This window comes from Streptomyces sp. 142MFCol3.1, from assembly GCF_000424945.1.
Taxonomy (GTDB): domain Bacteria; phylum Actinomycetota; class Actinomycetes; order Streptomycetales; family Streptomycetaceae; genus Streptomyces; species Streptomyces siamensis.
Window position 1 is genome coordinate 116653 of record NZ_AUKV01000016.1, and the last position, 25475, is coordinate 142127.

The following is a 25475-nucleotide window of genomic DNA, read 5'->3' on the forward strand; positions in this document are numbered from 1 at the left end:
TCCAGAGGATGAGGTGGACATCACAAGCAGGATTACGGCGTGAGGGGCGCCGACGAGTCCGTCGGCGCCCCACACAAGCTGTGCTCCCCTGCTACGCCGTCTTCTGCTCTCCCGAGCCGCCGCGGCGGGCATCGCGGGGGATCAGGGTGGGGTTCACGTTCGAGTGGACGACGTCCGCCGTGATGACGACCCGGGCGACGTCCTTGCGCGACGGGACCTCGTACATCACGGACATCAGGACTTCCTCCATGATGGCGCGCAGACCACGCGCACCGGTCTGACGGAGGATGGCCTGGTCGGCGATGGCCTCCAGTGCCTCACGCTCGAAGTCCAGCTCCACGCCGTCGAGTTCGAAGAGGCGCTGGTACTGCTTCACCAGTGCGTTGCGCGGCTCGACGAGGATCTGGAGCAGGGCCTCGCGGTCCAGGTTGTGGACCGAGGTGATGACGGGCAGACGCCCGATGAACTCGGGGATCATGCCGAACTTGACCAGGTCCTCGGGCATGACGTCCTCGAACTGGTCCTTGGACTCCAGCTCCCGCTTGGAGCGGATGGTCGCACCGAATCCGATGCCCTTCGCGCCCGCCCGCGCCTCGATGAGCTTCTCCAGGCCCGCGAAGGCACCGCCCACGATGAACAGGACGTTCGTCGTGTCGATCTGGATGAACTCCTGGTGCGGGTGCTTACGGCCGCCCTGGGGCGGTACGGAGGCGGTGGTGCCCTCGAGGATCTTCAGCAGGGCCTGCTGGACGCCCTCACCGGACACGTCACGCGTGATCGACGGGTTCTCGCTCTTGCGGGCGACCTTGTCGATCTCGTCGATGTAGATGATGCCGGTCTCGGCCTTCTTGACGTCGTAGTCCGCCGCCTGGATGAGCTTCAGCAGGATGTTCTCGACGTCCTCGCCGACATACCCCGCCTCGGTCAGCGCGGTCGCGTCGGCGATGGCGAACGGCACGTTCAGCATCCGGGCCAGGGTCTGCGCCAGGAGCGTCTTGCCCGAGCCCGTGGGGCCGAGCAGCAGGATGTTCGACTTCGCCAACTCGATGGCGTCGTCACGGTTCTGGCCGGTGCTGTTCTCGCCGGCCTGGACGCGCTTGTAGTGGTTGTACACCGCGACCGAGAGGGCCTTCTTGGCCGACTCCTGGCCGACCACGTACCCCTCCAGGAACTCGTAGATCTCGCGGGGCTTGGGGAGTTCCTCCCACCGCACCTCGCTCGTCTCCGCGAGCTCCTCTTCGATGATCTCGTTGCAGAGATCGATGCACTCGTCGCAGATGTACACACCGGGGCCTGCGATGAGCTTCTTGACCTGCTTCTGGCTCTTGCCACAGAACGAGCACTTGAGCAGATCGCCGCCGTCACCGATGCGTGCCACGGTGTGCTTCCCCTTCGCCTGGGAGACGCCTAGGTCCAGCGGCTCCTGGTGCTGCCTTATGTCCGACGGTACCTTGCCGAGCCCCCCGTTCGGGCCCCCCTTGGCGTGGTTCACTTTGTCGTGCACCACGCCAAGGAGCGACAGACGGTACAGCGATACGTCACACGACCGCGGAGTTGTTCATCTTCCGGGTGGAGATGATCTGGTCGATCAGACCGTACTCGAGCGCGTCCTCGGCGGTGAGGATCTTGTCGCGCTCGATGTCCTCGCGGATCTTCTCGATCGGCGTGGTCGAGTGCTTGGCCAGCATCTCTTCCAGCTGCGAACGCATCCGGAGGATCTCGTTCGCCGCGATCTCGAGGTCCGAGACCTGGCCGCGGCCGGTCTCGCTGTAGGGCTGGTGGATCAGCACACGGGCGTTCGGCAGCGCCATGCGCTTGCCCGGGGTGCCGGCGGCCAGCAGGATCGCGGCGGCCGAGGCGGCCTGGCCCATGCAGACCGTCTGGATGTCCGGCTTCACGAACTGCATCGTGTCGTAGATGGCCGTGAGCGCCGTGAAAGAGCCGCCGGGGCTGTTGATGTAGACCGAGATGTCACGGTCGGGGTCCATCGACTCCAGGCACAGCAGCTGTGCCATGACGTCGTTGGCGGAGGCGTCGTCGATCTGCACGCCGAGGAAGATCACGCGCTCCTCGAAGAGCTTCGCGTACGGGTCGTACTCGCGCACGCCCTGCGAGGTGCGCTCGACGAAGCGCGGGATGACGTAGCGGGACTCCGCGCGAGGGCCGGTGTACTCGGCCTGCGTGCGGGCGTAGAGGCCGCTGCCGGGGAAGTCGTTCACTGTGTCTCCTGAAGAGCCTGAAAAGGGCTGAGGCGGTCGGCTGGGGGCTTGAGGGGCGCGTGTACGTCGATGCACTCCGGCTCGCGCCACAGTGCGCCGCGTACGCCGGTTACGCCGCCCCGGTGCCGCCGCCGCCCGGCATACCGGCAGCGGTGGGCATGATGTCGTCGATGAGGCCGTACTCCTTGGCCTCGATCGGGTCGAACCAGCGGTCGCGGTCCGAGTCACGAGTGATCTGCTCGACCGTCTGCCCGGTGTGGAAGGAGGTCAGCTCCGCCATCCGCTTCTTGGTGTGCAGCAGCCGCTCGGCGTGGATCTTGATGTCCGACGCGGAGCCGGCGAGGCCCGCGGAGGGCTGGTGGATCAGGATCTCGGCGTTCGGCAGGGCGAAGCGCTTGCCGGGGGTACCGGCACTGAGCAGGAACTGGCCCATCGAGGCCGCCATGCCCATGGCGATCGTCACCACGTCGTTCTTGATGTACTGCATGGTGTCGTAGATCGCCATGCCGGCCGTGATCGATCCGCCGGGGCTGTTGATGTAGAGGTAGATGTCCTTGTCCGGGTCGGAGGCAAGGAGCAGCAGCTGCGCGGTGATCTTGTTGGCGATGTCGTCGTCCACCGGCTGGCCGAGGAAGATGATCCGCTCGTTGAGCAGCCGGTTGTAGACCTGGTCGCCGAGGCCACCACCGAAGTTGGGCTCACCGGCGGCGGAGGGCATCAGATTCGTCACGTATCCACCTGCTCGTCTTACGACGGCGCCGGGCCGTCTCACGTCTTCTGCAGGGGCCTGGGACCCCGGGTTCCGTGCCGCCTCCCGGCGGCGTCCGGGGACTCCCCTGCCCTCGTATTCATGGACCCTAACGCGCGGCTCCCTCCGGGGAATCCCGCAGAGGGAACTGTTCGCTGTGAGCGCATGCGCTCCGCTGGTCCGGGCGGGGATTCTCCCAGGCCCGGCCCGTCACCGGCGCCCGCGGCCGCGCCTCCCGAAAGGGGCACGGGGAAACCCGCGAGCGACCACCGCCCCCCCACGGCCGCGCCCGCCACGACCGGGGTCCGGCGGCGGCTGCGGCCTTCGGGGGCTTCGGCCCCTGCGGGTGTGACCTCCGGGACCGGTCCACCAGCCGGTGCGGCCACCGGGACCGGTCCACCAGCCGGTGCGGCCACCGGGACCGGTCCACCAGCCCGCCCGCTGCGGCCTCCCGGACCGGTCCACCGGCCGCTGCGGCCTCCCGGACCAGCCCACCAGCCGCTACGGCCTCCCAGGGGCCGGTCGAGGTCCCCCGCGGCCCCTGAAGGCCCGATGGCCCCCGGGACACAGGTCCCGGGGGCCATCACGGCGTGCAACGAGGCGATCAGGCCTCGGTCGTCTCCTCGGAGGCGTCGGCGGAGGCGTCCGCGGCCTCGGTGGCCGTCTCCGTCTCCTCCTCCTCGTCGTCCAGGTCGACGATCTCGCCGTTGGTGTCCTTGACCGTGGCGGCCTCGACGACGACCGCGAGGGCCTTGCCGCGGGCGACCTCGCCGACGAGCATCGGCACCTGGCCGCCCTCGACGACGGCCTGGGCGAACTGGTCGGGGGACATGCCGGAGGAGGCCGCGCGCCGCATGAGGTGCTCGGTGAGCTCCTCCTGGTTGACGTTCAGCTTCTCCTTGTTGACGAGCTCGTCAAGGACGAACTGCGTCTTGATGCCCTTGATCGCCGCTTCCTTGGTCTCGGCGTCGAACTCTTCCTCGGTCTTGCCCTGGATCTCCAGGTACTTCGCGAGGTCGAGGCCCATCTGGCCGAGCTGGTGGTGCTCCAGGTTGTGCTTGCGGGTGTTGATCTCGTCCTCGAGCAGCTTCTCGGGGACGGGCACCTCGACCAGCTCGAGCAGCTTCTCCAGGACGCGCTCCTGGGCCTGCGTGGCCTGGTCGTACTGCTTCATGTTCTCGAGGCGCTTGCGGCTGTCCGCCTTGAGCTCGTCGAGGGTGTCGAACTCGGAGGCGAGCTGCGCGAAGTCGTCGTCCAGCTCGGGGAGTTCACGCGCGGCGACCTGGGTGACCTTGACGGCGACCTCGGCCTCCTTGCCGGCGGCGGAGCCGCCCTTGAGCTCGGAGGTGAAGGTGGCCTCGCCACCGGCCTCCAGGCCCTTCACGGCGTCGTCGATGCCGTCGAGCAGCTCGCCGGAGCCGATGGTGTAGGAGACACCGCTGGCGATGCCGTCCTCCAGCACCTCGCCGTCGACCTTGGCCTCCAGGTCGATGGTGACGACGTCGCCCTCGTCGGCGGCGCGCTCGACCGGGGAGGTCGACGCGAAGCGCTCGCGCAGGTCGGAGACGGCCTTGTCGATGTCCTCCTCGCTGACCTCGACTGCGTCGACCTCGACCTCGATGCCGGAGTAGTCCGGGATCTCGATGGCGGGGCGGACGTCGACCTCGGCGGTGAAGTTCAGCGTCTCGCCGTCCTTCAGCTCCGTGATGTCGACCTCGGGCTGGCCGAGGACATTCAGCTCAGCCTCGTTGACCGCTTCGGTGTAGAACTTCGGGAGCGCGTCGTTGACGGCCTCCTCGAGTACGGCGCCCCGACCGAACCGCTGGTCGATGACGCGCGCCGGGATCTTGCCCTTCCGGAAGCCCTTCACCGTGACCTGCTGGTTGATCTTCTTGTACGCCGCGTCGAGGCTGTCCTTGAGCTCCTCGAAGGGCACCTCGACAGTGAGCCGAACCCGGGTCGGGTTCAGGTTCTCCACGGCGCTCTTCACGGTTCGGTCTCCTTGTGGCTGACTTCTTGGGGGTTCTACTGCGTGCTCCCGCCGGAACCGGCAGGGCCTTCAGCGGATTCGCGGCCCTTGAGAGACGTGAGAGTGCAGACACACGGGCGCGCAGCTTGCATAGTAACCGCAGGCGGTACACGCCCCAAAAGGTGATCTTCGGAGGGTCGGAGCCCCGCGGGGTTCCGGCTCCTGGTCGGGGTGGCGGGATTTGAACCCACGGCCTTCCGCTCCCAAAGCGGACGCGCTACCAAGCTGCGCCACACCCCGTCGGTGCGACACGTAGGGTACATGCCCGCAGGCAGTGCGGCTGCCGCATTTCCCCGGCGTGCGGGCGACGTGGAAACGGGGTGTGCGGCGGAGGGGTTCGACCCGCTACGATGCCTCCTGTGCCGCGGTCACTGACCTGCGGCGCCGCTTGTGCGGGCGTAGCTCAATGGTAGAGCCCTAGTCTTCCAAACTAGCTACGCGGGTTCGATTCCCGTCGCCCGCTCCACATGGCTCAGGGCCAGGCCGAGGACCACTCCTCCGCCTGGCCCTGAGGCGTTTCCGGGAGGGCTCCCGCGGGCGCGCCCGCCGGCCGCGGCGTCCGGCGACGGCGTTCGGCCACGGCGTCCGGCGTTCCGGCGACGGCGTTCGGCCACGGCGTCCGGCGTTCGGTCCGGGCGTTCGAAGCCGGCGTTCAGAGGCGGCGTACGTCGACGGAGTACACGCAGCGCGTGCCGTACGGGACGTACAGGGCGTCGCCGACCAGGAGGAGCGGGGCGCCGGAGGCGGCCATGCCGGTGGGGCCGGCGTCGTTGCGGCCGGGGCGGGTGGCGTCGACACGGCCGGTGCGGCGGTCCAGGGCTGCGAGGCGGCCGTTCGGCGAGGCGACGTAGACATGGGTGGCGGAGGCGAGCGGCGGGCCCGGGAACTCCACCGACGAGTTGCTCTCCCAGGCCTGGCGGCCGGTGCGCGGGGAGACGGCGCGGACGCTGCCGTTGCCGAGAGTGAAGTAGAGGGTGCCGCGTGCGAGGTGGACGGCCGCTCCGGCGGGCTGCGGGCGCGCGAGCGGGACTCTGAGCAGCCGGTGGGTGGTGGCGTCCACGGTGGTGAGCGCGCGGTGGGCGGTCTCCGGAGCCGTCTCGGCGAGGATCAGGCGGCCGTGGTCCTGGCCGAGGAGGTCGAGGGAGCCTTCGGCGACGGCCGTCCAGCGGGGCTTTCCGGTGGCGGTGTCGAGGGCGGACACGCTGGTGGTCTCCGCGTCGTCGGCCCGGCACACCAGGTAGGGGCGGTGCGCGGCGGCCACGACGGCGCAGGCCGTGTCCCGGGGCATGGGCCGCGTCCAGCGGATCCGGCCGTCGTCCGCGTCGAGGAGCGCGTACGCGCGGGCGTCGTCGCCGAAGACGGTGACGACGCCCTCGGGGACCGCCGTGGCGCCGCCGTCCTGGAGGTCGGGAGCCAGGGCGCCGGCGCCATCGGCGGTGCGGGTGCGCCAGATCACCTGCCCGGTGGCGGCGTCCACCGACTGGACCGAGTAGTGGGCGTGGCTCGTGCCGGTCTTCCGGCCCCCGGAGGACTCCGTCTCGTCGTTGGCGTAGACGTAGACGTGGCCGGCGCGGGTGCCCAGGACGGAGCCCTCGTCGCTGCCGAAGTCGTCGGGGGTGGAGTCGACGGGCCGGGTCCACGCGTGCCGGCCCGTGGCGAGGGAGAAGCGGGCCGCCTTGACGTCGTCCCCCGCGCAGACCAGGGACCTGCCGGCGGCACCGCAGCCGCTGAACGGCCCGCCGGCCCGCTCGGCGGGGTAGGCCGGCTCCGCGGCGGCGTGCCACGGGCGCCAGCCGGGCGGCAGGTCGCTGCGGACGCGGCCGGCGCCGGTGTACCGCACGACCGCGGCCGAGGCGGCGACGGCGAGCAGCAGGGCGCCCGCGCAGGCGGCGACGAGGAGGCGACGGCGACGCCGGGGGCGGCCGGGCCCGGTGGGCGGGCCCGGGGCCCGGCACGGGGGTCGGGCCGGGCCGGGGCGCGGGTTCGGAGGGGTGCCGTCGCGCAGGAGCGTGAGGAGTTCGTCGGGGTTCGGCCGGGACTTGGGGTGCTTGTGCAGGCACAGCTCGACGAAGGGGCGCAGCCCGGCGGACAGTCCGTCGAGTTCTGGGGCGCCCTCGACGACACGGGTGGCCGTCTCGTAGGGGCTGGGGCTGTCGAAGGGGCCGCGCCCGGTGGCGGCGTAGGCGACGACGGCGCCGAGGGAGAAGATGTCGGCGGCCGGGCCGACGTCGTGCGGGGTCGAGAACTGCTCAGGGGACATGAAGGGCGGGGTGCCCATCACGTGCCCGGTCCGGGTGAGCGCGTCGGCGCCGCCGAACTCGGCCGCGCGCGAGATCCCGAAGTCGATGACGCGGGGCCCGTCGTCGGCGAGCATCACGTTGGCCGGTTTCAGGTCGCGGTGGACGACCCCGGCGCGATGGATGTCGCGCAGCGCCTCGGCGAGGCCCGCGGCGAGCTCGCGCAGCCGGTCCGGCGGCAGCGGGCCGTGGTCGCGCACACGGGTTCCGAGGTTCTCGCCCGGTATGTAGAGCGTGGCCATCCAGGGGCGCGGCGCGTCGGCGTCCGCGTCCACGACGGGGGCCGTGAAGGCTCCGCTCACCTGACGGGCCGCGGCCACCTCGCGGCTGAAGCGGGTGCGGAACTCGTCGTCGTCGGCGTACTGGCCGTGCACGACCTTGATCGCGAGGCGGCGGCCGGAGGCGGAGCGTGCGAGGTAGACGACGCCCATGCCGCCCGATCCGAGGCGGTCCTCGATGCGGTATCCGCCCACCTCCGGCGGGTCCGATGCACGCAGCGCCATCCTCGTACGCCCCCCGCTTCCGCGTCACCCGGCTTCCGCCGGTGTTCCGAGGGCGAGCGTATCCGTCCGGTTCCGCTCAGAAGCTGATCGAGTTGATGGTCTCCGCCAATGAGTTGAGGAAGCGGTTGATGGACGGAGCCATGCCGGTGGACGCGAGGAAGAAGCCGAAGAGCACCGCGACTATGGCAGGTCCCGCCTTGATCGATCCCCCTCGGATCAGCACCACAAGGATGATCGCCAACAGCAGCACCACTGACAGCGAAATGGCCACAACTGATCACACCCTACGGTCGGTCCGCTCTCCCGGCCCGGAGGTGCAAGCCCCGCACACCCCCGCCAGAAACCATCGTGCCACCAACCCGGCCTGCGTATGCGGCCGGTGACGCATCGTCGGCCACGGATGCGCCCGACCTGCACAGGCGCAACGCCTCGGGGTGCGTGAACGGAGTGGCCCCGTACGGCAATTCGAGGCTCCCCCCGCACGAGTACGACGGATGTAATTCAGAGGGACCGTTGCCGTGTCCACACATCCTGTTCGCAGGTAATTCGAATTGTTGCCACGGGCACACCGGGACCCGCGCAAGCCGCCCTGAAAGACTAATCAATCGGACATATCGCCAGAGTCGCCCGCGAACGTTATGCACCATTTAGTCAGGATGAAAGAGGACAGAACACCCCTATACGGTAAGCGGATCGGTATGTGGAACCACTTGCGAAGAGGCAGGCACACTTCTTCAAATACGGGGTACTCGCAGGCGATAAGCAGGAATGACGTCGAGCGTTTTACTAACTCGCACATACAACGCTAGGGTGCCTCAGATGTTCCACGCCGCCACGTCCCCCGCACGCGCAGCGAGGTCCAGGGTCTTCTCCACGAGTGCTTGGTGGGAGGGCCTGTGACGAACTCGCTCCGACCGATCGGCCACCACAGATCGCCACTCCCCCCGGCACAGGAGCCGGCGGACGGAGTACCGAGCCCGCGCTCCCCGCAGACCCCGAGAGCGGCCGGTGACGCCGCCCCGGCGGGCACCAAGCCCGCCAAGCAGCGCGACGCGTTCTTCGACAACGCCAAGTACCTGGCGATCGTGCTCGTGGCCATGGGCCACGCATGGGAGCCGTTGAGGGACCAGAGCCGCATCATCGATGCGATGTACACGGTCGTGTACACCTTCCACATGCCGGCCTTCATCATCATCTCCGGCTACTTCTCCCGCAGTTTCGACATGCGGCCCGACCGGCTGAAGCGCCTGGTCACGGGCGTGCTCGTGCCGTACGTCCTCTTCGAGACGGCGTACTCCCTCTTCAAGCGCTACGCCGCTCCGGACCCCGGCCAATCGATCACCCTGCTCGACCCCTGGTACCTCACCTGGTTCCTGGTCGCGCTCTTCGTCTGGCGGCTGACCGCACCCCTGTGGAAGCTGGTCCGCTGGCCGCTGCCGCTCGCGCTGACGATCGCGGTGGTGGCCTCGATGTCGCCCGACATCGGCGACGACTTGGACCTCCAGCGCGTCCTGCAGTTCCTGCCGTTCTTCGTCCTGGGTCTGGTCATGAAGCCCGAGCACTTCCAGCTGGTGCGCCGGCGCGAGGTGCGGATCCTGTCGGTTCCGGTGCTCGCCGCCGCGCTCGCCGTCGGCTGGTGGGCGGTGCCCCGGATGAACACGGCGTGGTTCTACCACCGTGACGCGGCGCAGGACCTCGGCGCCCCGTGGTGGTCCGGCGCGGTCATGACCTTCGCGCTCTTCGGCTGCTCGCTGCTGCTGACCGCCTGCTTCTTCGCCTGGGTCCCGCGTCGCACCTTCTGGTTCACGGCCCTGGGCGCGGGCACTCTGTACGGCTACCTGCTGCACGGATTCCTGGTCAAGGCCGCCGACTACTGGGGCTGGTACGAGCCCTCCTGGCTGCACAAGCCGCTCGGCGAGATCGCCGTGACGCTCGTCGCGGCCGCGGCGGTCACCCTGCTCTGCACCCGGCCCTTCCAGCGGATCTTCCGCTTCGCGATGGAGCCGAGGATGGAGTGGGCCTTCAAGCGGGACGCCAAGGAGCTGGCCCGGGAGCGGGAGAAGGCCAGGGCGTAGGCGGCGCCGAACGGCACACCTCGGCGATTCGTGCGGCACACATCGGCAGGTCGTACGGCCCCCTGACGGGCGGGAGTGCGGGTCCGGGAGACAACTCCGGGCCCGCACTTCGCTGTTCGGCCTCTGTCGCGTCCTAGCCGGGAGGGAGCCCCAGAAGGGTGCGCATCGCCGCGTACTTCTTGGTCAGCCGGGCCCGGGTGTGCTCGTCGAGGACGGCGAGCCGGACCGGGTCCGCGTTGTGCGCCAGGTCCGAGGCCTTCACCAGGAGGGCGCCCGGCGTCGTGCGGATGCGCCGCGCGTACGACTCCGGCGCCTCGCCCTCCCGCTTCGTCACCGCCAGCACGATGTCCTTGGTGCGCGGGCTCAGGGCGGCCTCGCGCAGCCAGTCCTCGGAGAGCGCGTCGTCCTCGACCGCGTCGTGCAGCCAGGCCGCGGCCACCTGCTCGTCGTCGCCGCCGCGTTCACGGACGCCCTCCGCCACGGCCCGGAGGTGCTCGCTGTAGGGCCGCCCGGCCTTGTCGGTCTGGCCGGCGTGCGCCTCACGGGCGAGGGCCTCGACTTCGGCGAGGGTCAGGAGAGTGTGAGTCACGGCACCAGTGTCACCCCGCACCGGTCCGCTCGGGACCCGTGCGGACGAAGAACCCACGGCACGGGAGGCCGGGCCCGCGCGGTGGATCGGACCCGCGGCCCAGTGGGCTCGCGCGGCGGGTCAGGCCCGCGCCGGAGCCGGGCCCTCGCGGCAGATCAGGAGGAGGGCGCGGTCGTCGTTGACGTCCCTGGCCACCGCCTCGATGAGGTGCCAGGCAGCGCCGTGGAAGCCGCCCGCCACATAGCGGTCGGCCTCACCGGTCAGCCGGTCGATGCCCTCGACGATGTCCCGGTCGGAGGTCTCCACCAGGCCGTCGGTGAACAGCATCAGCACGTCGCCGGGGCGCAGCGAGCCCTTCACCGGGTCGAACTGGGCGCCGTCGTACACGCCCAGCAGGGGCCCCTCGGCGGCCTTCTCCTCCCACCGGCCGCTGCCCGCGCTCAGTTGCAGGCCCGGCGGATGCCCGGCGGAGAAGAGTTCGTAGTCGCCGGAGTCGAGGTCGAGGACCAGGTGGATCGAGGTCGCGAAGCCCTCGTCCCAGTCCTGGCGCAGCAGATAGCCGTTGGCCGCGGGGAGGAAGGCGTGCGGCGGAAGCGAACCGAGGAGGCCGCCGAAGGCTCCCGACAGCAGCAGCGCGCGGGAGCCCGCGTCCATGCCCTTGCCGGAGACGTCGGTGAGCACGACCTCCAGGGTGCGGCCCCCGTTCGTCCGGGCCGCGACCACGAAGTCCCCGGAGAACGACTGTCCCCCGGCCGGACGCAGCGCCATCTCGCGGTGCCAGCCCAGCGGGAGTTTCGGCAGCTTGCTCTGCACCCGGATGCGTTCGCGCAGGTCGAAGAGCATCGTGCCGCCGCGCCGCCAGGGGACGCCCACCCGGCTGCGGAACTGGGCGATCAGCAGACCGAAGAAGCCGCAGGCGGCGACGACGAGGACCACGCCCGGCGTCACCCGGGACGGGCCCTCGGTGTACGGGCCCAGTTGCACGGACTCCACTATCAGCGCGGTGGCGGCGGCCGCGTACAGGCCGAGGAGACTGGCCGGGCGCAGCAGCAGTCCGCCGGCCACGATCGGCAGGACCAGGGCGGCCGGTGAGCACCACACCGAGTTCACCAGCGTCGTGGAGGCGATCACGGGGACCGTGAGCAGCAGGCCGGCCAGCGCGATCCAGTCAGAGCCGTCCCCGCGGAAGTAGTCGACAGCGGATCTGCGCAGCCCTGTGCGGGCCCGGTGCCACTGCTTCTTCAACCGGGCCGTGAACGTATCGGCTTCCGCGCGCCGCTCTCGTCCTGCTGCCATTAGTTCGGGACCCTATCCATCGGACCAGGTGCTTGGCACGGGAGGTCCCACTTGTCCCCCGTCCGAGCGCTGAACTTCACAGATAACATCACCGCGAGCGGCCCCCGCTTCGGCCGAAATTCCCTCGCTCGTACCGCATTGCCCTGGTACTCATGGGCCATGACGACTGACGTGCGGGTGCTGCGGCAGAGCGAGTGGAACACGTGGTACGAGACCCTGATCCGCGCGTTCAGCGGCGTGCAGGAGGCCACGGAGGAGCGCGAGCTCTGGGACGCGCTCACCGAGTGCGACCGCTCGCTGGGAGTGTGGGAAGAAGAGCGGTGCGTGGGCACCGCGGGCGCCTTCTCCTTCCGGATGACTGTCCCCGGCGGCGCCTTGGTGCCGGCGGCGGGCGTCACGATGGTCAGCGTCGCGGCCACGCACCGGCGGCGCGGGGTGCTGACGGCGATGATGCGGCGCCAGCTCGACGACATCCACGCCGCGGGCGAACCGCTCGCCGTCCTGACCGCGTCGGAGCCGGACATCTACGGCCGGTTCGGCTACGGCATCGGCACCTTCCAGATCAGGGCCGAGATCGACACCGGCCGGGTACGGCTGTCCGTGCCGCCCGGCACCGACGGCGTACGGCTGCGCTACGAGGCGCCCGCAGATGTCCTGGACGCGTGCGAGGCGGTGTACGCGCGACTCGTGCCGACCCGTCCGGGCATGCTGGCCCGGCAGCCCGGCTGGGAGCGGGTCGGACTGCTCGACCCGGAGAGCGACCGCGACGGGGCCTCGCCCCTGCAGTGCGTGGTCGCCGAGCGGGACGGCGAGGTCGTCGGCTACACGCGCTTCCGGGTCAAGCCCGCCTGGGGACCGTCCGGCCACGACGGCACGGTGCTGGTGCAGGACGTCGAGGGGCTCGACCCGGCGGCCCGTGCCGCGCTGTGGCGGTTCCTCTTCGGCATCGACCTGACGACCGGGCTGCACACCCGGGGCCGTCCCGTCGACGAGGAGTGGCAGCACATGGTGTCCGACATCCGGCGCTGCGGCCTGCGGGTGAAGGACTCTCTGCATGTGCGGCTGGTCGACGTCGGCGCCGCGCTGGAGGTACGGACCTATCAGGCGCCGGTGGACGTGGTGTTCGAGGTCGAGGACGCGTTCTGCCCCTGGAACGAGGGGCGTTGGCGGCTCACGGGCGACGCGAAGGGCGCCTCCTGCGTACGCACCGAGGACACCGCCGATCTCGCCCTGTCCGTACGGGAGTTGGGGGCGGCCTATCTCGGCGGGGTGTCCCTGGTCTCGCTCGGGGCGGCCGGCCGGGTGCGGGAACTGCGCCAGGGCGCCCTGACGGAGGCGTCCGTCGCGTTCTCCTCGGCGGTCGCGCCCTGGCTGCCGCACGGGTTCTGACCGCGCTCCCGGCGCACGCCGTGCCCACCGGGTCCGGCGCGCGGTCGCGCCGTCAGCGGGTCTGGCAGGTGGGACACCAGAACAGATTGCGGGCGGCCAGACCGGCGGTGCGGATCTCGCCGCCGCAGATGTGGCAGGGCAGGTTCGCCCTGCGGTACACGTAGACCTCGCCGCCGTGGTCGTCGACGCGCGGCGGGCGGCCCATCGCCTCGGGGGTGTGCTCCGGGCGGACCGTGTCGATGCGGTTGTTGCGGACGCCCTCGCGCATGAGGCCCACGAGGTCGGCCCAGATCGCGTCCCACTCGGCGCCGGTGAGGTCCCTGCCTGCGCGGTAGGGGTCGATTCCGTGCCGGAAGAGGACCTCCGCGCGGTAGACGTTGCCCACGCCGGCGACGACCTTCTGGTCCATGAGCAGCGCGGCGACCGTCGTACGGCTGCGGGAGATCCGGCGGTACGCGGCCGCCGGGTCGGCGTCCGGGCGCAGCGGGTCGGGGCCCAGGCGGTCGTGTATCGCCCGCTTCTCGACGTCGGTGATCAGCGCGCAGGTGGTGGGGCCGCGCAGGTCGACGTACGCGGCCTCGTTCGCCAGGCGGAGGCGGACCGTGTCGGTGGGCGGGGGCGCGGGGGCGTCACCGAAGCCGACCTTGCCGAAGAGGCCGAGGTGGATGTGGACCCAGTCGGTGTCGCGGAAGCCGAGGAACAGGTGCTTGCCGTGGGCCTCGGTACGGGTGAGTTCCGCTCCGGTCAGCAGTTCGGCGGCGTCGGAGAACTTGCCCTGCGGGCTGCTCACCCGGGTGGGCATGCCGGCGAAACGGTCGGCGTAGTCCTGCGCCAGCCGGTGGATGGTGTGCCCCTCTGGCACGGTGGCCGCATCCTCTCCTGCCGCCCGGGGCTCCGTCCCGGGGCCCGACTCCCGCCCGTCCGGTCGGCGGTGAGGTCACCTCGGACGGGGGGCGCGGTGCCCCCCCGTCACACGTCAGTCCTGCTGCGGGTGGTGGGCCGGGATCGGGGGCAGGTCGCCCGTCGTCTCGTAGACCGACAGCATGTCGATGCGACGGATGTGGCGCTCGTCGCCGGAGAAGGGCGTGCCGAGGAAGGTCTCGACGAACTTCGTCGCCTCCTCCTGCGTGTGCATGCGGGCGCCGACGGCCACGACGTTGGCGTTGTTGTGCTGGCGGCCGAGGGACGCGGTCTCCTCGCTCCACGCGAGGGCGGCACGGACGCCCTTCACCTTGTTCGCCGCGATCTGCTCGCCGTTGCCGGAGCCGCCGATCACGATGCCGAGGGCCTCGGAGTCCGCGGCCGTGCGCTCCGCGGCGCGCAGGCAGAAGGGCGGGTAGTCGTCCTGGGCGTCATAGATGTGGGGCCCGCAGTCCACGGGCTCGTGGCCGGCGGCCTTGAGCCACTCGACGAGGTGATTCTTGAGTTCGAAGCCGGCATGGTCCGAGCCGAGATACACGCGCATGGACCGAGTGTGACACGGCGGCACCGGGGCAGCAGAGCCGGGTGCCACCCTTCACCCGGCCGCCATTTCGCACTCGCAACGCTTACCGTCGACCTCTAAAAATATGAGCAAGACCACAGATCCTCAAGTAAACCTCAAGTAACAATTTGGATTCAAAGGTTCACGAATTCCTTTGCCTCCGATTCACTGGGCCGATCCGTACGCCGCTCGTACGGAGCAACGCTCACCCGGCGCAAAGGAAATCCCCTCCATGACCTCGCAGCCGACCCCCACGAAGGCCTCACACGGCCCCGGAGGCCCCGGAGAACCCGGTGGTGGCCTCCAGGCCGGTCTCAAGAACCGTCACCTCTCGATGATCGCCATCGGCGGTGTCATCGGAGCCGGACTCTTCGTCGGCTCCAGCACCGGCATCGCCACCGCAGGACCCGGCATCCTCCTGTCCTACGCCCTCGTCGGCACGCTCGTCGTGCTCGTGATGCGGATGCTCGGAGAGATGTCCGCCGCGAACCCGAACTCGGGCTCCTTCTCGGCACACGCCGACCGCGCCCTCGGGCGCTGGGCCGGCTTCTCGATCGGCTGGCTGTACTGGTTCTTCTGGGTGGTGGTGCTGGCCGTGGAGGCCACCGCCGGCGCCAAGATCCTCGAAGGCTGGATCCCTGCGGTGCCCCAGTGGGGCTGGGCCCTCATCGTGATGGTCGTCCTCACCGCCACCAACCTGGTGTCCGTGGGGTCCTACGGCGAGTTCGAGTTCTGGTTCGCCGGTATCAAGGTCGTGGCGATCGGCGGCTTCATCGTCGTCGGTGCGCTCGCCGTCCTCGGAATCCTGCCGGGCGCCGACAGCGACAAGGCCTCGTTCGGCAACCTCACCGACCACGGCGGCTTCCTGCCCAACGGTCCGGGCACGATCCTGACCGGTGTGCTGCTCGTCGTCTTCTCCTTCATGGGCAGCGAGATCGCGACGCTGGCCGCCGGCGAGTCCGAGGACCCGCAGCGGGCGGTCACCAAGTCGACCAACAGCATCATCTGGCGTATCGGCGTCTTCTACCTCGGCTCGATCCTCATCGTGGTCTCCCTGCTGCCCTGGAACGACCCCTCCATCAAGGAGAAGGGCTCCTACGTCGCGGCCCTGGACTCCCTCGGCATCGCGCACGCCGGTCAGATCATGAACTTCATCGTGCTGACCTCGGTGCTGTCCTGTCTCAACTCCGGGCTCTACACGGCCTCCCGCATGGCCTTCTCGCTCGGCCAGCGCGGGGACGCGCCCAAGGCCTTCGCGAAGACCACCTCGCGCGGTGTGCCGACGGCCGCGATCGTCGTCTCCGTCGTCTTCGGCTTCGTCGCCGTCTTCTTCAACTACAAGTTCCCGGACTCGGTCTTCCTCTTCCTGGTGAACTCCTCCGGCGCCGTGGCCCTGTTCGTCTGGCTCGTCATCTGCTTCTCGCAGCTGCGCATGCGGAAGATCATCCAGCGCGAGGCGCCCGAGAAGCTCGTCGTGAAGATGTGGCTGTACCCGTACCTGACCTGGGCGACCGCCGCGCTGATCGTCTTCGTCCTCGGCTACATGCTCACCGACACCGAGGGCGAGAGCAGCGGACGGACGACCGTCCTGCTGTCCCTGCTGGTCGCGGCGGTCGTGATCGTGATCGCCCTGGTCAAGGAGAAGGTCCGCGGCAAGCGCCCGGCGCCCGCCGTCGAGGCCGAGGCGGACAAGGTGTCCGTCGGCTAGCCCCGTCCCCCGCGGCGAGGGGAGGGAGTCCTGCGGGGCTCCCTCCCCTCTCGTGTTCCCGGCACCCGGCACCCGCGGCGCCTCGCGGTCGCGGCCCTTCGCGGGCGAGGCTCCCGGTGTCCATGACACCGCGCGTTCGCGGCATCCGGCCCTCACAGCACGGTGAAGCTCTCCTTGACCTTGTCGTACGTCCTGAGGGCCCGCGCCTCGACCCCCGGCTGGTACCAGGTGTTGATCTGGTACGACTTCCCGCTCTCGTCGAAGCCGAGCAGCCGCGCGTGCCAGTGCTCGCCCTTGAGCGTGAACGTGTACTCCCAGACGACCGCGGGCCGGCCCTGGAACACCGTCTCCTCCAGACGGATCTTCCGGTAGTCCCGCCCCTCGCGGGCGTTGCGCTCCGAGGTCTGCCAGGTGTCCATCAGATCCCCCTTCGCCAGCGAGGACTTGGCCGCCAGTTCCTGGGTGCCGTCGGGCGAGGTGTAGTGCACCTCCGAACCCGTCTTCACATCACGCCGCCAGCCCTTCGGCGTCGCCCACCCGTAGCCGCCCGCCTCCCGGTGCGCTCCCGGAGGCAGGCTGGGCGGGCGGGACGTGCCCTCGACGGTGGGCGAGGACGACGTCCGGGGCGACGGTCCGCCGTTGCCACCGGCGGTGACGGCCGGACCGGAGGAGCCGGACGCCCCGGTCCGGTCGCCCGGCGGTCCGCCCGACCCTGCGACGACGATCCAGACGACGAGTCCCGCGGCGGCCACCGCGCCGGCGGCGAGCAGCCCGACGCGCCGCCCGCCGCGGCGCGCGCCGCCGGCCGCGCCGGAGCCCGACGGCACCCCGGGGCCGGAGATTTCGCCCGGCGGCATGCCGCCGGGCGAGGGCGCCGTCGGCAGCGCGGCCTCCGTCACCGCCCGCGCCGACGCCTCGGGGACGCCCCCGGAGGGGATCTCCGAGCCGGGCTCCGCACGCAGCTCCGAGGGCACTTCGGTGGACGCGTTCCGGGCCTCGGAGTGGGACGACGGCTCCGGGACGGGCGTCGGGACGGGAACGGGGGCAGGGGCGGGAACCTCGGCGGGCGGACGCTCCGAGGGGGGCTTCGTGAAGTCGAGAGAACTCTTGCGCACCGGGGTGCGCGGCACCGGTACCGCGTCGTGCACGGGTGGCGGAACGGCCTCGGGCAGGTCCGAGGGGTGCCGTCGTGCCGCGCGTATCAGCTGGGCGTCGAGCAGCGCGGGAGTCGGCTTCTCCCGGGGGATCCTCCGTGTCCCGTGGATGTCACGGGTGTCGTGCGCCGGTTCCTCACGGGTCGGCGGGACCCGTCCGGGCGCCGAAGGCACGGCTTCCGGTGCGTCGCGGCCCGGCTCGGGCGGGAAGGACGACTCGCCTTCCGCCGGCCCCGGGACCGGCGGTACGGACGGCTCGGACGGCTCGGACGGCTCGGACACAGGATCCGGGCCGGAGGCGGACGTCGCGGCGGACACCTCGGCAGCCGGTGCCGGGGTGGGGGCGACGGGCGGCTCGGCAGCGGGCCCCGGGACCCGGCCGGCGGACGGCTGCCGGGCCTGCCCTGCGGAAGGCCCGGACCCGGGCGCCGGATCGGGCCGGGGCTCCGTGTCCGCGTCCGCGTCCGTGTCCGATATGGAGACCGCGCCAGGCACGGGATCGGACCCGGCCACCGGGGCCATGTCCGGTTCGGGCACGGGGTCCGCACTTGCCCCGGCCCCGGTAGCCACGCCGGGTCCGGGCCGAGAGGGGTCCGGTCCGGCCACGAGCGTCGGGTCGGGCCCGGACACGGCCCCGGGCTCGAAGTCGTACTCGGGCACCGTCTCGACCTCAGGTCCTCGCGCGGTCGCGGACGCGGGCCCCGTCCCGGGCCGCTGTCCGCTCCCCGGTGCCGACGTCCGGTCGGGCCCGGATCCCGCCTCCGGCACGGGCGTCGTGCCGGGCACCAGTTCCTCACGGGACGCGAACTCGGCCTCGCGGTCGACGTCGTACGCGGGCCGTACGATGCGTCCGAGCGCCGCCTCCAGTTCTTCCAGGCCGGGCCGGGCATCCGGTTCCTTGTCCAGGAGGGCGGCCAGCACGTCCCGCAAGTCGCCTGCGGCCGCCGGGAGTTCGGGCTCCTCGTACAACACGGCGTGCAAAGTGGCCAAGGTGGTGGACCTGGAGAAGGGGGAACCTCCGCCGAGGGCCGCGCACAGTGTCGCGCCCAGCGACCAGACGTCGGAGGGCGGTCCCTGGGGCCGGCCGGAGATGCGCTCGGGCGCCATGTAGTCGGGGGAACCGACCAGCATCCCGACCATGGTGAGCGCCTCAGCGTCCTGCAGGGCGGCGATGCCGAAATCGGTGAGGACGACGCGGCGGTGCCCCTGGTGTTCGACGAGCACGTTGCCCGGTTTGATGTCGCGGTGCAGCACTCCCCCGGCGTGCACCTGGCGCAGGGCCGCCACGAGTTCGAGCCCGATCCGGGCCGCCTCACGCTCGTCGAGCGGCCCGTCCCGCACCACGATCTGTTCGAGGGAGCGCCCGGCGACCAGTTCCATGACGATCCACAGCCGCTCGCCCTCGTCCACCACGTCGTAGATGCGCACCACGTTGGGATGGTCGATCCGGGCGGTGGCCCTGGCTTCGCGCAGTGTGCGTTCGCGGCGCGTGCGGGTGTCCTCGGCGTCGAGTCCGTCGATGCGCATTTCCTTGACCGCGACCTGCCGGTCGAGCATTTCGTCGGCGGCTCGCCACACCCGCCCCATTCCCCCCTGTCCGATGCTTTCGACCAGGCGATAACGCCCCGTCACCAGTAATCCCGGGACACCGCCCTGCACGTTCGCCGACAATCCCCGCACCCCCTCAACATCAGTCACACCCGCCCGCCACAATGGAAACACAATGGTCACACTTCAGGCCGTACCAGCATAGTGCGGAGAAATCTTGTGGTACCTCTTCAAGTACTGCGAATTCAGGCGCAGCCAAGGGGGACGAACATGAGTTCTCGTCGCACGACGACCATCGCGGGATCGCTGCTCACGGCATCTTTCTCGGCCGTGATGATCCTTTCCTTCACCGCCGTCGCGGACGACCAGGGACCGGGGAGCAGCAAGGGGGGAAAGGCAATTGACGAGGCGCCGGCCGGTGTCAAGGTGATGACGCTTCTGCCGGAGAAGATCTCGGTCGACAACAGCACGCATAAGACGGCTATCACGGCCACGGTAAAGAATGAAGGGACCAAGGAGAGCGGCCAGATCAGGCTTTTGGTGGTCGGATTCGACGGCCTCGAGGTCAAGGGCGTCAAAGGCTGCGACGCCATGGCCGACAAGGATCTGCCCGACGGTTCGAACAGTGGTTTCGTCTGTTCGGTCGGCAGTCTCGCGGCCGGGAAGTCGAAGTCGTACGCCGTGGACGCGACGTTCGACACGAGCAAGACCGGGAAGATCTGCCTCCCGGTCCAGACGAGCGACGGGAAGAAGACGTACTGGCAGCAGGGTCCCGTGCCGTTCGGGACGACGAACCCGTCGCCCAACGCCCCCGCCACCCCGCTGCTGCTCGGCACCGACAACCAGCCGGTGGCGCCCGGCGGCGACCGGCTGCCGAAGACGGGACCCGGCAGTGAGGTCGTGCCGTTGGGCATGGCGGGTGCCGCACTGATCTCCGCGGGAGCGGCGGGACTGTGGTGGGCCCACCGTCCGCGCAGGCGGCAGCAGCAGTCCTGACGGGACGCGGCGGAGCGCGACGCGGGCCGGGCGCCGAGTACGGCACCCGGCCCGCGTCGCGCTCCCGCCAAGTGGCGGTACCTGGACCGTTTCCGCGCCCCCGGAAAGGCCGGTGCCTGCCCGCGTCCGCGCTGACTCGGCTTCCTGGCGCGGGAGTTCGGGTACGCGGCCGATCATGTGCGGTCGCCGGAGGTGGTCGCGGCCGACAGCCGGCTGCGCCGGGTGACCCGGTAGTCGTGCCCCGACCTGTACTGGGCGCTGCCCGGCGGCGGCCACAACGTCGGCGCGATCACCGGGCTGGAGATCGGCCTGGCGCCGGTGGCCCGGCTGTACGACGGGCCGGTCGTCTCCGACGCGGCCGTGGCCGACCCGGTTGCCGGCGACGGCGGAACCGGAGCAGGCCCGCGGTCCGCCGGACCCGGCGTTCGAGCGCCTCGTCCCGTGGACGACCGGGCGGGCGCTCAACGTCGCGTTCGGGGCGGGCGACCGCACCCGAGGCCTGTACGGCCCCGCGACGCACGAGAGGCTCGCCGGGCCGAATTCTCAGCACGACCCGGCGAACCTCTTCCGCAGGAACTACGACGTCACCGGCCGGAGCCGGCCGGACGTCACCGCTTGACGAGCTTCCAGGCGGTGGGCAGCACACCCATCGCCAGGGCGGCCTTGAGGGCGTCACCGATCAGGAAGGGGGTGAGGCCCGCCGCGACGGCCGCGCTCGCCGACATGCCCGTGGCGAGGGCCAGATAGGGCACGCCGACGGCGTAGATGATCGCCTCGCCGAGGAGCATCGTGCCGGCCATGCGCAGCACGGAACGGTCGGCGCCGCGCCGGGCCAGGGCACCCACGACGGTGGACGCCAGCAGCATGCCGAGGATGTAGCCGAAGGACGGGGCACCGGCACCGGAGCTGCCGCCGGCGAACCACGGCACGCCGGCCATGCCGACGAGCGCGTACACCGCGAGGGACAGGAAGCCGCGGCGGGCGCCGAGCGCCGTGCCGACGAGGAGCGCCGCGAAGGTCTGGCCGGTCACCGGCACCGGGGAGCCCGGCACGGGCACCGAGATCTGGGCGGCGAGCCCGGTGAGCGCGGCACCGCCGATCACGAGGGCGGCATCCCGGACACGGGAGGAAGGCAGCAGATCGGCGAGGACCTCGCCGGGGCGGGAGGTCGTGACGGCAGCGGTGCTCATGGGGACTCCGGCGGGTGCGGGCAGATTCGGGACACGGTGACGCTATCCCAGCGCCCTCGAGCCGATCACCGTCAGCGCTCGACAAAGGCTGGAACGGGGACTTGGTGGGCTCCGGACAAAGAGTGAGGGTTACACCGAGTACGACGTGATACGGGTCACTGAGGTGAAGTGGCCTGGCCTACGAGGACGCGGCGCCCGACGTCTGTAGGGTCCCGCCAAACGTGCCGGCCGCTTCTCGCCGTCTCGCCCGTCGATCGCCGTCTGTGCAGCCGCGGCCAGCTGTGCCGGCTTCGAGCACATGGTTGCCCAGGCCCGGAACTTCTCGTCGAGCACATGGTTGCCCAGGCCCGGAACCTCTCGTCGCGTCGCCACGTCGACCTGCGACGAGTCGGCGCGGCCGCCTGCCGCCCGCGTCAGCGCGCATCGCCGAGGGGCCCTCGCGCGGAGGACGGATCCCGTGCGAGGGCCCTTCGGCGCGCCCACGCACGCGCATCCACCCTCTTGCTGCTAGCTTGCAGTTGCAAGTCCTTTGCAATAAGAGGTCGGAGGGGACCCGCCATGCCCGTCTACACGCTCCCTGAACTTCCGTACGACTACTCCGCGCTCGCCCCCGTGATCAGCCCCGAGATCATCGAGCTGCACCACGACAAGCACCACGCGGCCTATGTGAAGGGCGCCAACGACACGCTGGAGCAGCTCGCGGAAGCGCGCGACAAGGAGGCGTGGGGCTCGGTCAACGGCCTGGAGAAGAATCTGGCCTTCCATCTGTCCGGCCACATCCTGCACTCGATCTACTGGCACAACATGACGGGCGAGGGCGGCGGCGAACCGCTCGCCGCGGACGGCGTGGGCGGCCTGGCCGATGCCATCACCGAGTCGTTCGGCTCCTTCGCCGCCTTCAAGGCCCAGCTGACCAAGGCCGCCGCGACCACGCAGGGCTCGGGCTGGGGCGTCCTCGCCCACGAGCCGCTCAGCGGGCGCCTGATCGTCGAGCAGGTGTACGACCATCAGGGCAACGTCGGCCAGGGGGCGGTGCCGCTCCTCGTCTTCGACGCCTGGGAGCACGCGTTCTACCTCCAGTACAAGAACCAGAAGGTCGACTTCATCGAGGCCATGTGGCAGGTCGTGAACTGGCAGGACGTGGCCCGGCGTCACGAAGCGGCCACGTCTCGCGCCGACGTGTTGCTGCCGGCCCGCTGAGCCGGTATGAAGCGTCCTGCTCGTGATCGTCTTCTCACCCTTCACGTGGCAGGCCGATGAACGGGAAGCCCCCGCGAGGACGTGACTCGCGGGGGCTCCTCCGTCCCGGGGCACCGGCCGACCGCCGCTGACGCGGGCGGGCCGGCCACTCAGCCGCAGGGGACGTTGAGCGACAGCAGGGCGGCTCGTCCGTCCTCGAAGCGGAGTTCGCTGACCGCCGCGTTGCGCAGCTGCGGGAAGACGCGGCGGTACTCGCTCAGCGGGACGGACAGGAGGGAGCACAGCACCAGGCGGAGCAGGGTGTTGTGGGCGACGACCAGGACGCGCTCGCCGGGGTGGGCGGCGGCGACGCGGCGCAGGGCGTCCGTGCCGCGGGCCGCGGCCGTGCGCGGGTCCTCCGCCTCGGGGAAGGGGTACGACACCGGATCCGTCCGGAAGGCCTTCGCGCGCTGCGGGTTCTCGGCCTCGAACTCGGCGAGCGTACGGCCCTCCACGACGCCGAAGTCGCATTCGCGCAGGGCCGGTTCGCGGTGCGGAGTGAGGCCGAGGACCCGGCAGGCGGGACCGGCGGTGGCGATGGCGCGGGGCACGGTCGAGGTCCAGATGGCGTCGACGGGGTGGGCGGCGGCCCAGCGCCCGAGGGCCTCCGCCTGGGCGCGCCCCTCGTCGGTGAGGGCGACGTCGCTCACTCCGGCGTAGCGGTTCTCGGCGTGCCAGACGGTCTGCCCGTGCCGGGCCAGCAGCAAGGTCGTGCTCGTGGTCCTCATGAGCCCGCAGTATCCAGGCCAGGACGCGTTCATGAGCCCGTACCGCCGAGGTCGAGACGCGAGCGCGCGTGCGCGGCGACGGAGGCGGTCAGCCAGCCGCGCCGCTCCAGTTCCGCGACCAGTCGTGCGTAGGACGCGGCGAACAGCGCGGTGCGGGCCGGGCGGTGACGACCGTGCGGACCCGGACCATCCGGTCGGCCGCCCCGGCGAGAGTGGACGCCGCGCCTGTGCCGTGGGCGGCCAGCGCGGCCATGCCCAGGGCGGGCTCGGTCTCCTCGGGGATGTGGGCGGGGCGGCCGAGGATGTCGGCGCGGAGCTGGTTCCAGTACGGGCTGCGGGCGGCGCCGCCCGTGAAGGTGAGCGTGCCGTCCATGGGGGCTCCGAGGGAGTGCAGGGTGTCCAGGCAGAGACGCTCGGCGAAACCGACGCCCTGGAGCAGGGCGGCCCACAGGTCCGCGTCCGAGGCGGGGCTGCCGAGGACGAAGGCGGTGGCCTCGGGGGCGAGGAAGGGAAAACGTTCGCCGGGTGAGGCCAGCGGATAGGCGATGACGGACGCGGGTTCGTGGGCGGCGGCGGCCCGGTCCAGGACGGCGGGGTCGGCGTCGGGGAAGTACACGGCGAGCGCACCGGCACCGACGCTCGACGCGCCGCCCGGCAGCCATCCCCCGTCCGGCGCACGGTGGTTAGACCACGCCGGTGGCGTCCCGCACCGGCCGCGGGGCCGCGCCCCGAAGGCGGACCTCGTCCGCGCGACCTGCGAGGGCATCGGGTTCGCGGCCCGGCACTGCCTGGAGGCCGCGGGCGTCGTGCAGTCCTTCGAACCGACCAGCCTGAAGCGCGTCGCGGACCAGCGGCTCGGTGTGCCGCTCTGGCAGGCGCTGGGGACCACGGGCGGACCCTACGACCTGGTGTCCGCCGGGGACCCGACGACGTACAAGGACATGATGACGCCGGCCGGTCTGGCGAGGATCGCGGAGTACGCCGACTGGATCGGCCCGACAAGACGGCGCTCGTCCCGGTGGGCCCGGACGGCCGGCTCGGCGCACCCACCTCGCTCGTGGCGGACGCCCACGCGGCCGGCCTGCGGATCGGTCCGTACACCTACCGGGCGGAGAACCAGTTCCTGCCGGCCGACTTCCGTCGCGGTACCGGAGCCAATGATTTCGGTGACGCCTTCGCGGAGTACGCGCTGTACTACGGGCTGGGGGTCGGCGCGGTGGTGACCGACTTCCCGGACCTGGCGGTGATCGCGAGGAGGGGCTCATGACCAAGAGCAAGTCCTGTCCGACCTGCGGCACGATGCAGGACTTCCGTCGTCTGGACGACGCCGAGAAGGAAGCGGTGCGCAAGGACAAGGGGATCCGGTACGTCGACGACTACTGGCGCTGCACCGCGCCCGGCTGCCGGACCTACCAGCGCTACGACAAGAAGAGCGACCGCGGCCTCCTGCCCGAGGAGTTCCGGGAGGAGGCCGCCGCGCCCGAGTGAGGCTCAGAGGTTGCTGAAGTCCGGACCGGCCGTGCGCGTCCGCTTGATCTCGTAGAAGCCCGGAACCGAGGCGACGAGGAGGGTGCCGTCCCAGAGCTTGGCGGCCTCCTCGCCCTTGGGGGCGGGCGTGACGACCGGGCCGAAGAAGGCGATCTGCTCACCGTCGGCGCCGGGGACGGCGATGACCGGGGTGCCGACGTCCTGGCCGACCTTCTCGATGCCCTCCTTGTGGGAGGCGCGCAGCTCGGAGTCGAACTCGAAGTCCTCCTGGTCGGCGTAGTCGATGAGGTCGGCGGGCAGGCCCACGTCCGCCAGGGCGCCGGCGATCGCCTCGAGGGTCGGGCCCTCGCCGTCGTTGTGGATGCGGGTGCCGAGCGCGGTGTAGAGCGGGCCGAGGATGTCGGCGCCGTGCTTCTGCCAGGCCGCGGTGACCACGCGCACCGGCTTCCACGCCTTGGTCGCGAGCATGTCCCGGTACTCCTCGGGCAGCTCGTCGAGCCGGTTCTCGTTGAGCACCGCAAGGCTCATGATGTGCCAGCGCACCTCTATGTCGCGGACCTTCTCCACTTCCAGCACCCATCGCGAGGTCATCCAGGCCCAGGGGCAGAGCGGGTCGAACCAGAAGTCGACGGGGGTCTTCGCGGACGTGGTCGCGGTCTCGGACATGGCTCTCCTCAGGAAGGGGTTCTCCGAACCTGCAACAGGGACCCGCGCCGCCTCATTCCCGGGTGTCGACGGTCAGGGGCACATGGCAGGATCGGTGCTGTTGCGCCATGTCCGAAGCGCACCGAGACGT

21 protein-coding genes, 2 tRNA genes and 2 pseudogenes are annotated in these 25475 nt (G+C 70.9%); 9 read left to right on the forward strand and 16 right to left on the reverse strand.

Features of this window, described 5'->3' with window-relative positions:
- Window positions 1-91 precede the first annotated feature (91 nt).
- The 5 genes from clpX to H305_RS0123990 form a co-directional block, all read right to left on the reverse strand.
- A complete protein-coding gene (gene clpX / locus H305_RS0123970; RefSeq protein WP_028802634.1) occupies window positions 92-1378 on the reverse strand; it encodes an ATP-dependent Clp protease ATP-binding subunit ClpX in 1287 nt (428 codons plus the stop codon).
- 160 nt (window positions 1379-1538) lie between these two features.
- Entirely contained in the window at window positions 1539-2219 is a 681-nt protein-coding gene (locus H305_RS0123975; protein ID WP_028802635.1) for an ATP-dependent Clp protease proteolytic subunit, read from the reverse strand.
- A gap of 109 nt (window positions 2220-2328) precedes the next feature.
- Window positions 2329-2937, reverse strand: coding sequence for an ATP-dependent Clp protease proteolytic subunit (locus H305_RS0123980; RefSeq protein ID WP_028802636.1), 609 nt, complete (start codon window positions 2935-2937; stop codon window positions 2329-2331).
- 634 nt (window positions 2938-3571) lie between these two features.
- Complete coding sequence (gene tig, locus H305_RS0123985) at window positions 3572-4957, reverse strand: trigger factor (RefSeq protein ID WP_028802637.1); 1386 nt, start codon at window positions 4955-4957, stop codon at window positions 3572-3574.
- A 202-nt stretch (window positions 4958-5159) separates the two neighbouring features.
- A tRNA-Pro gene (locus H305_RS0123990) sits at window positions 5160-5236 on the reverse strand.
- Window positions 5237-5388: 152 nt separating this feature from the next.
- On the opposite strand from H305_RS0123990, the gene H305_RS0123995 reads away from it, so the two are divergent.
- Window positions 5389-5462, forward strand: a tRNA-Gly gene (locus H305_RS0123995).
- Window positions 5463-5648: 186 nt separating this feature from the next.
- Here the strand turns inward: H305_RS0123995 and H305_RS0124000 are convergent.
- Together H305_RS0124000 and H305_RS0124005 are read right to left on the reverse strand one after the other, a co-directional pair.
- Window positions 5649-7796 carry a serine/threonine-protein kinase gene (locus tag H305_RS0124000; protein WP_028802638.1) on the reverse strand — a complete coding sequence of 716 codons (2148 nt, stop codon included), beginning with the start codon at window positions 7794-7796 and terminating at the stop codon, window positions 5649-5651.
- 76 nt (window positions 7797-7872) lie between these two features.
- Window positions 7873-8067 (reverse strand): hypothetical protein, encoded by a 195-nt coding sequence (locus H305_RS0124005; protein WP_028802639.1) that lies wholly within the window; start codon window positions 8065-8067, stop codon window positions 7873-7875.
- 625 nt (window positions 8068-8692) lie between these two features.
- Between H305_RS0124005 and H305_RS0124010 the strand changes: the two genes are divergently transcribed.
- Entirely contained in the window at window positions 8693-9871 is a 1179-nt protein-coding gene (locus H305_RS0124010; RefSeq protein ID WP_028802640.1) for an acyltransferase family protein, read from the forward strand.
- A 133-nt stretch (window positions 9872-10004) separates the two neighbouring features.
- Here the strand turns inward: H305_RS0124010 and H305_RS0124015 are convergent, their stop codons facing one another.
- Entirely contained in the window at window positions 10005-10460 is a 456-nt protein-coding gene (locus H305_RS0124015; RefSeq protein WP_234021017.1) for an HD domain-containing protein, read from the reverse strand.
- Window positions 10461-10580: 120 nt separating this feature from the next.
- Window positions 10581-11756, reverse strand: a complete 1176-nt coding sequence (locus H305_RS0124020; RefSeq protein WP_028802642.1) for a PP2C family protein-serine/threonine phosphatase — start codon at window positions 11754-11756, stop codon at window positions 10581-10583.
- Between the two features lie 159 nt (window positions 11757-11915).
- Here H305_RS0124020 and H305_RS0124025 point away from each other — a divergent pair, with 159 nt between their 5' ends.
- Window positions 11916-13145, forward strand: coding sequence for a GNAT family N-acetyltransferase (locus tag H305_RS0124025; RefSeq protein ID WP_028802643.1), 1230 nt, complete (start codon window positions 11916-11918; stop codon window positions 13143-13145).
- A 52-nt stretch (window positions 13146-13197) separates the two neighbouring features.
- Here H305_RS0124025 and H305_RS0124030 read toward each other — a convergent pair whose 3' ends face one another.
- Window positions 13198-14007, reverse strand: coding sequence for an Fpg/Nei family DNA glycosylase (locus tag H305_RS0124030; RefSeq protein WP_028802644.1), 810 nt, complete (start codon window positions 14005-14007; stop codon window positions 13198-13200).
- A 114-nt stretch (window positions 14008-14121) separates the two neighbouring features.
- Entirely contained in the window at window positions 14122-14610 is a 489-nt protein-coding gene (locus H305_RS0124035; protein WP_028802645.1) for a ribose-5-phosphate isomerase, read from the reverse strand.
- A gap of 250 nt (window positions 14611-14860) precedes the next feature.
- Between H305_RS0124035 and H305_RS46890 the strand changes: the two genes are divergently transcribed.
- Entirely contained in the window at window positions 14861-16336 is a 1476-nt protein-coding gene (locus H305_RS46890) for an amino acid permease (protein WP_051370889.1), read from the forward strand.
- Window positions 16337-16488: 152 nt separating this feature from the next.
- Here H305_RS46890 and H305_RS54985 read toward each other — a convergent pair whose 3' ends face one another.
- On the reverse strand, window positions 16489-19068 hold the full coding sequence (locus H305_RS54985) for a protein kinase domain-containing protein (RefSeq protein WP_420708118.1): 2580 nt from the start codon (window positions 19066-19068) through the stop codon (window positions 16489-16491).
- Window positions 19069-19308: 240 nt separating this feature from the next.
- Between H305_RS54985 and H305_RS0124050 the strand changes: the two genes are divergently transcribed.
- Window positions 19309-20034, forward strand: coding sequence for an LPXTG cell wall anchor domain-containing protein (locus H305_RS0124050; protein WP_051370891.1), 726 nt, complete (start codon window positions 19309-19311; stop codon window positions 20032-20034).
- Between the two features lie 373 nt (window positions 20035-20407).
- On the forward strand, window positions 20408-20653 hold the full coding sequence (locus H305_RS56090) for a hypothetical protein (protein WP_028802647.1): 246 nt from the start codon (window positions 20408-20410) through the stop codon (window positions 20651-20653).
- Here H305_RS56090 and H305_RS0124060 read toward each other — a convergent pair.
- Entirely contained in the window at window positions 20643-21224 is a 582-nt protein-coding gene (locus H305_RS0124060) for a biotin transporter BioY (RefSeq protein WP_028802648.1), read from the reverse strand. The two genes, H305_RS56090 and H305_RS0124060, sit on opposite strands and share 11 nt — an antisense overlap.
- A gap of 558 nt (window positions 21225-21782) precedes the next feature.
- On the opposite strand from H305_RS0124060, the gene H305_RS0124065 reads away from it, so the two are divergent.
- A complete protein-coding gene (locus tag H305_RS0124065) occupies window positions 21783-22424 on the forward strand; it encodes a superoxide dismutase (RefSeq protein ID WP_028802649.1) in 642 nt (213 codons plus the stop codon).
- A 149-nt stretch (window positions 22425-22573) separates the two neighbouring features.
- On the opposite strand, the gene H305_RS0124070 is transcribed toward H305_RS0124065, so the two are convergent.
- Together H305_RS0124070 and H305_RS54995 are read right to left on the reverse strand one after the other, a co-directional pair.
- Window positions 22574-23191 carry a histidine phosphatase family protein gene (locus H305_RS0124070; protein ID WP_028802650.1) on the reverse strand — a complete coding sequence of 206 codons (618 nt, stop codon included), beginning with the start codon at window positions 23189-23191 and terminating at the stop codon, window positions 22574-22576.
- Between the two features lie 29 nt (window positions 23192-23220).
- Window positions 23221-23925, reverse strand: a pseudogene (locus H305_RS54995) (FGGY-family carbohydrate kinase); the annotation flags it as partial.
- A 42-nt stretch (window positions 23926-23967) separates the two neighbouring features.
- On the opposite strand from H305_RS54995, the pseudogene H305_RS55000 reads away from it, so the two are divergent.
- Both H305_RS55000 and H305_RS0124085 read left to right on the forward strand, forming a co-directional pair.
- Window positions 23968-24458, forward strand: a pseudogene (locus tag H305_RS55000) (glycerophosphodiester phosphodiesterase family protein); the annotation flags it as partial.
- Window positions 24455-24679, forward strand: a complete 225-nt coding sequence (locus H305_RS0124085; RefSeq protein ID WP_028802653.1) for a hypothetical protein — start codon at window positions 24455-24457, stop codon at window positions 24677-24679. The pseudogene H305_RS55000 and the gene H305_RS0124085, both read left to right, overlap by 4 nt.
- Window positions 24680-24682: 3 nt before the next feature.
- Here the strand turns inward: H305_RS0124085 and H305_RS0124090 are convergent, their stop codons facing one another.
- Complete coding sequence (locus H305_RS0124090; protein WP_028802654.1) at window positions 24683-25345, reverse strand: DsbA family protein; 663 nt, start codon at window positions 25343-25345, stop codon at window positions 24683-24685.
- Between the last annotated feature and the right edge of the window lie 130 nt (window positions 25346-25475).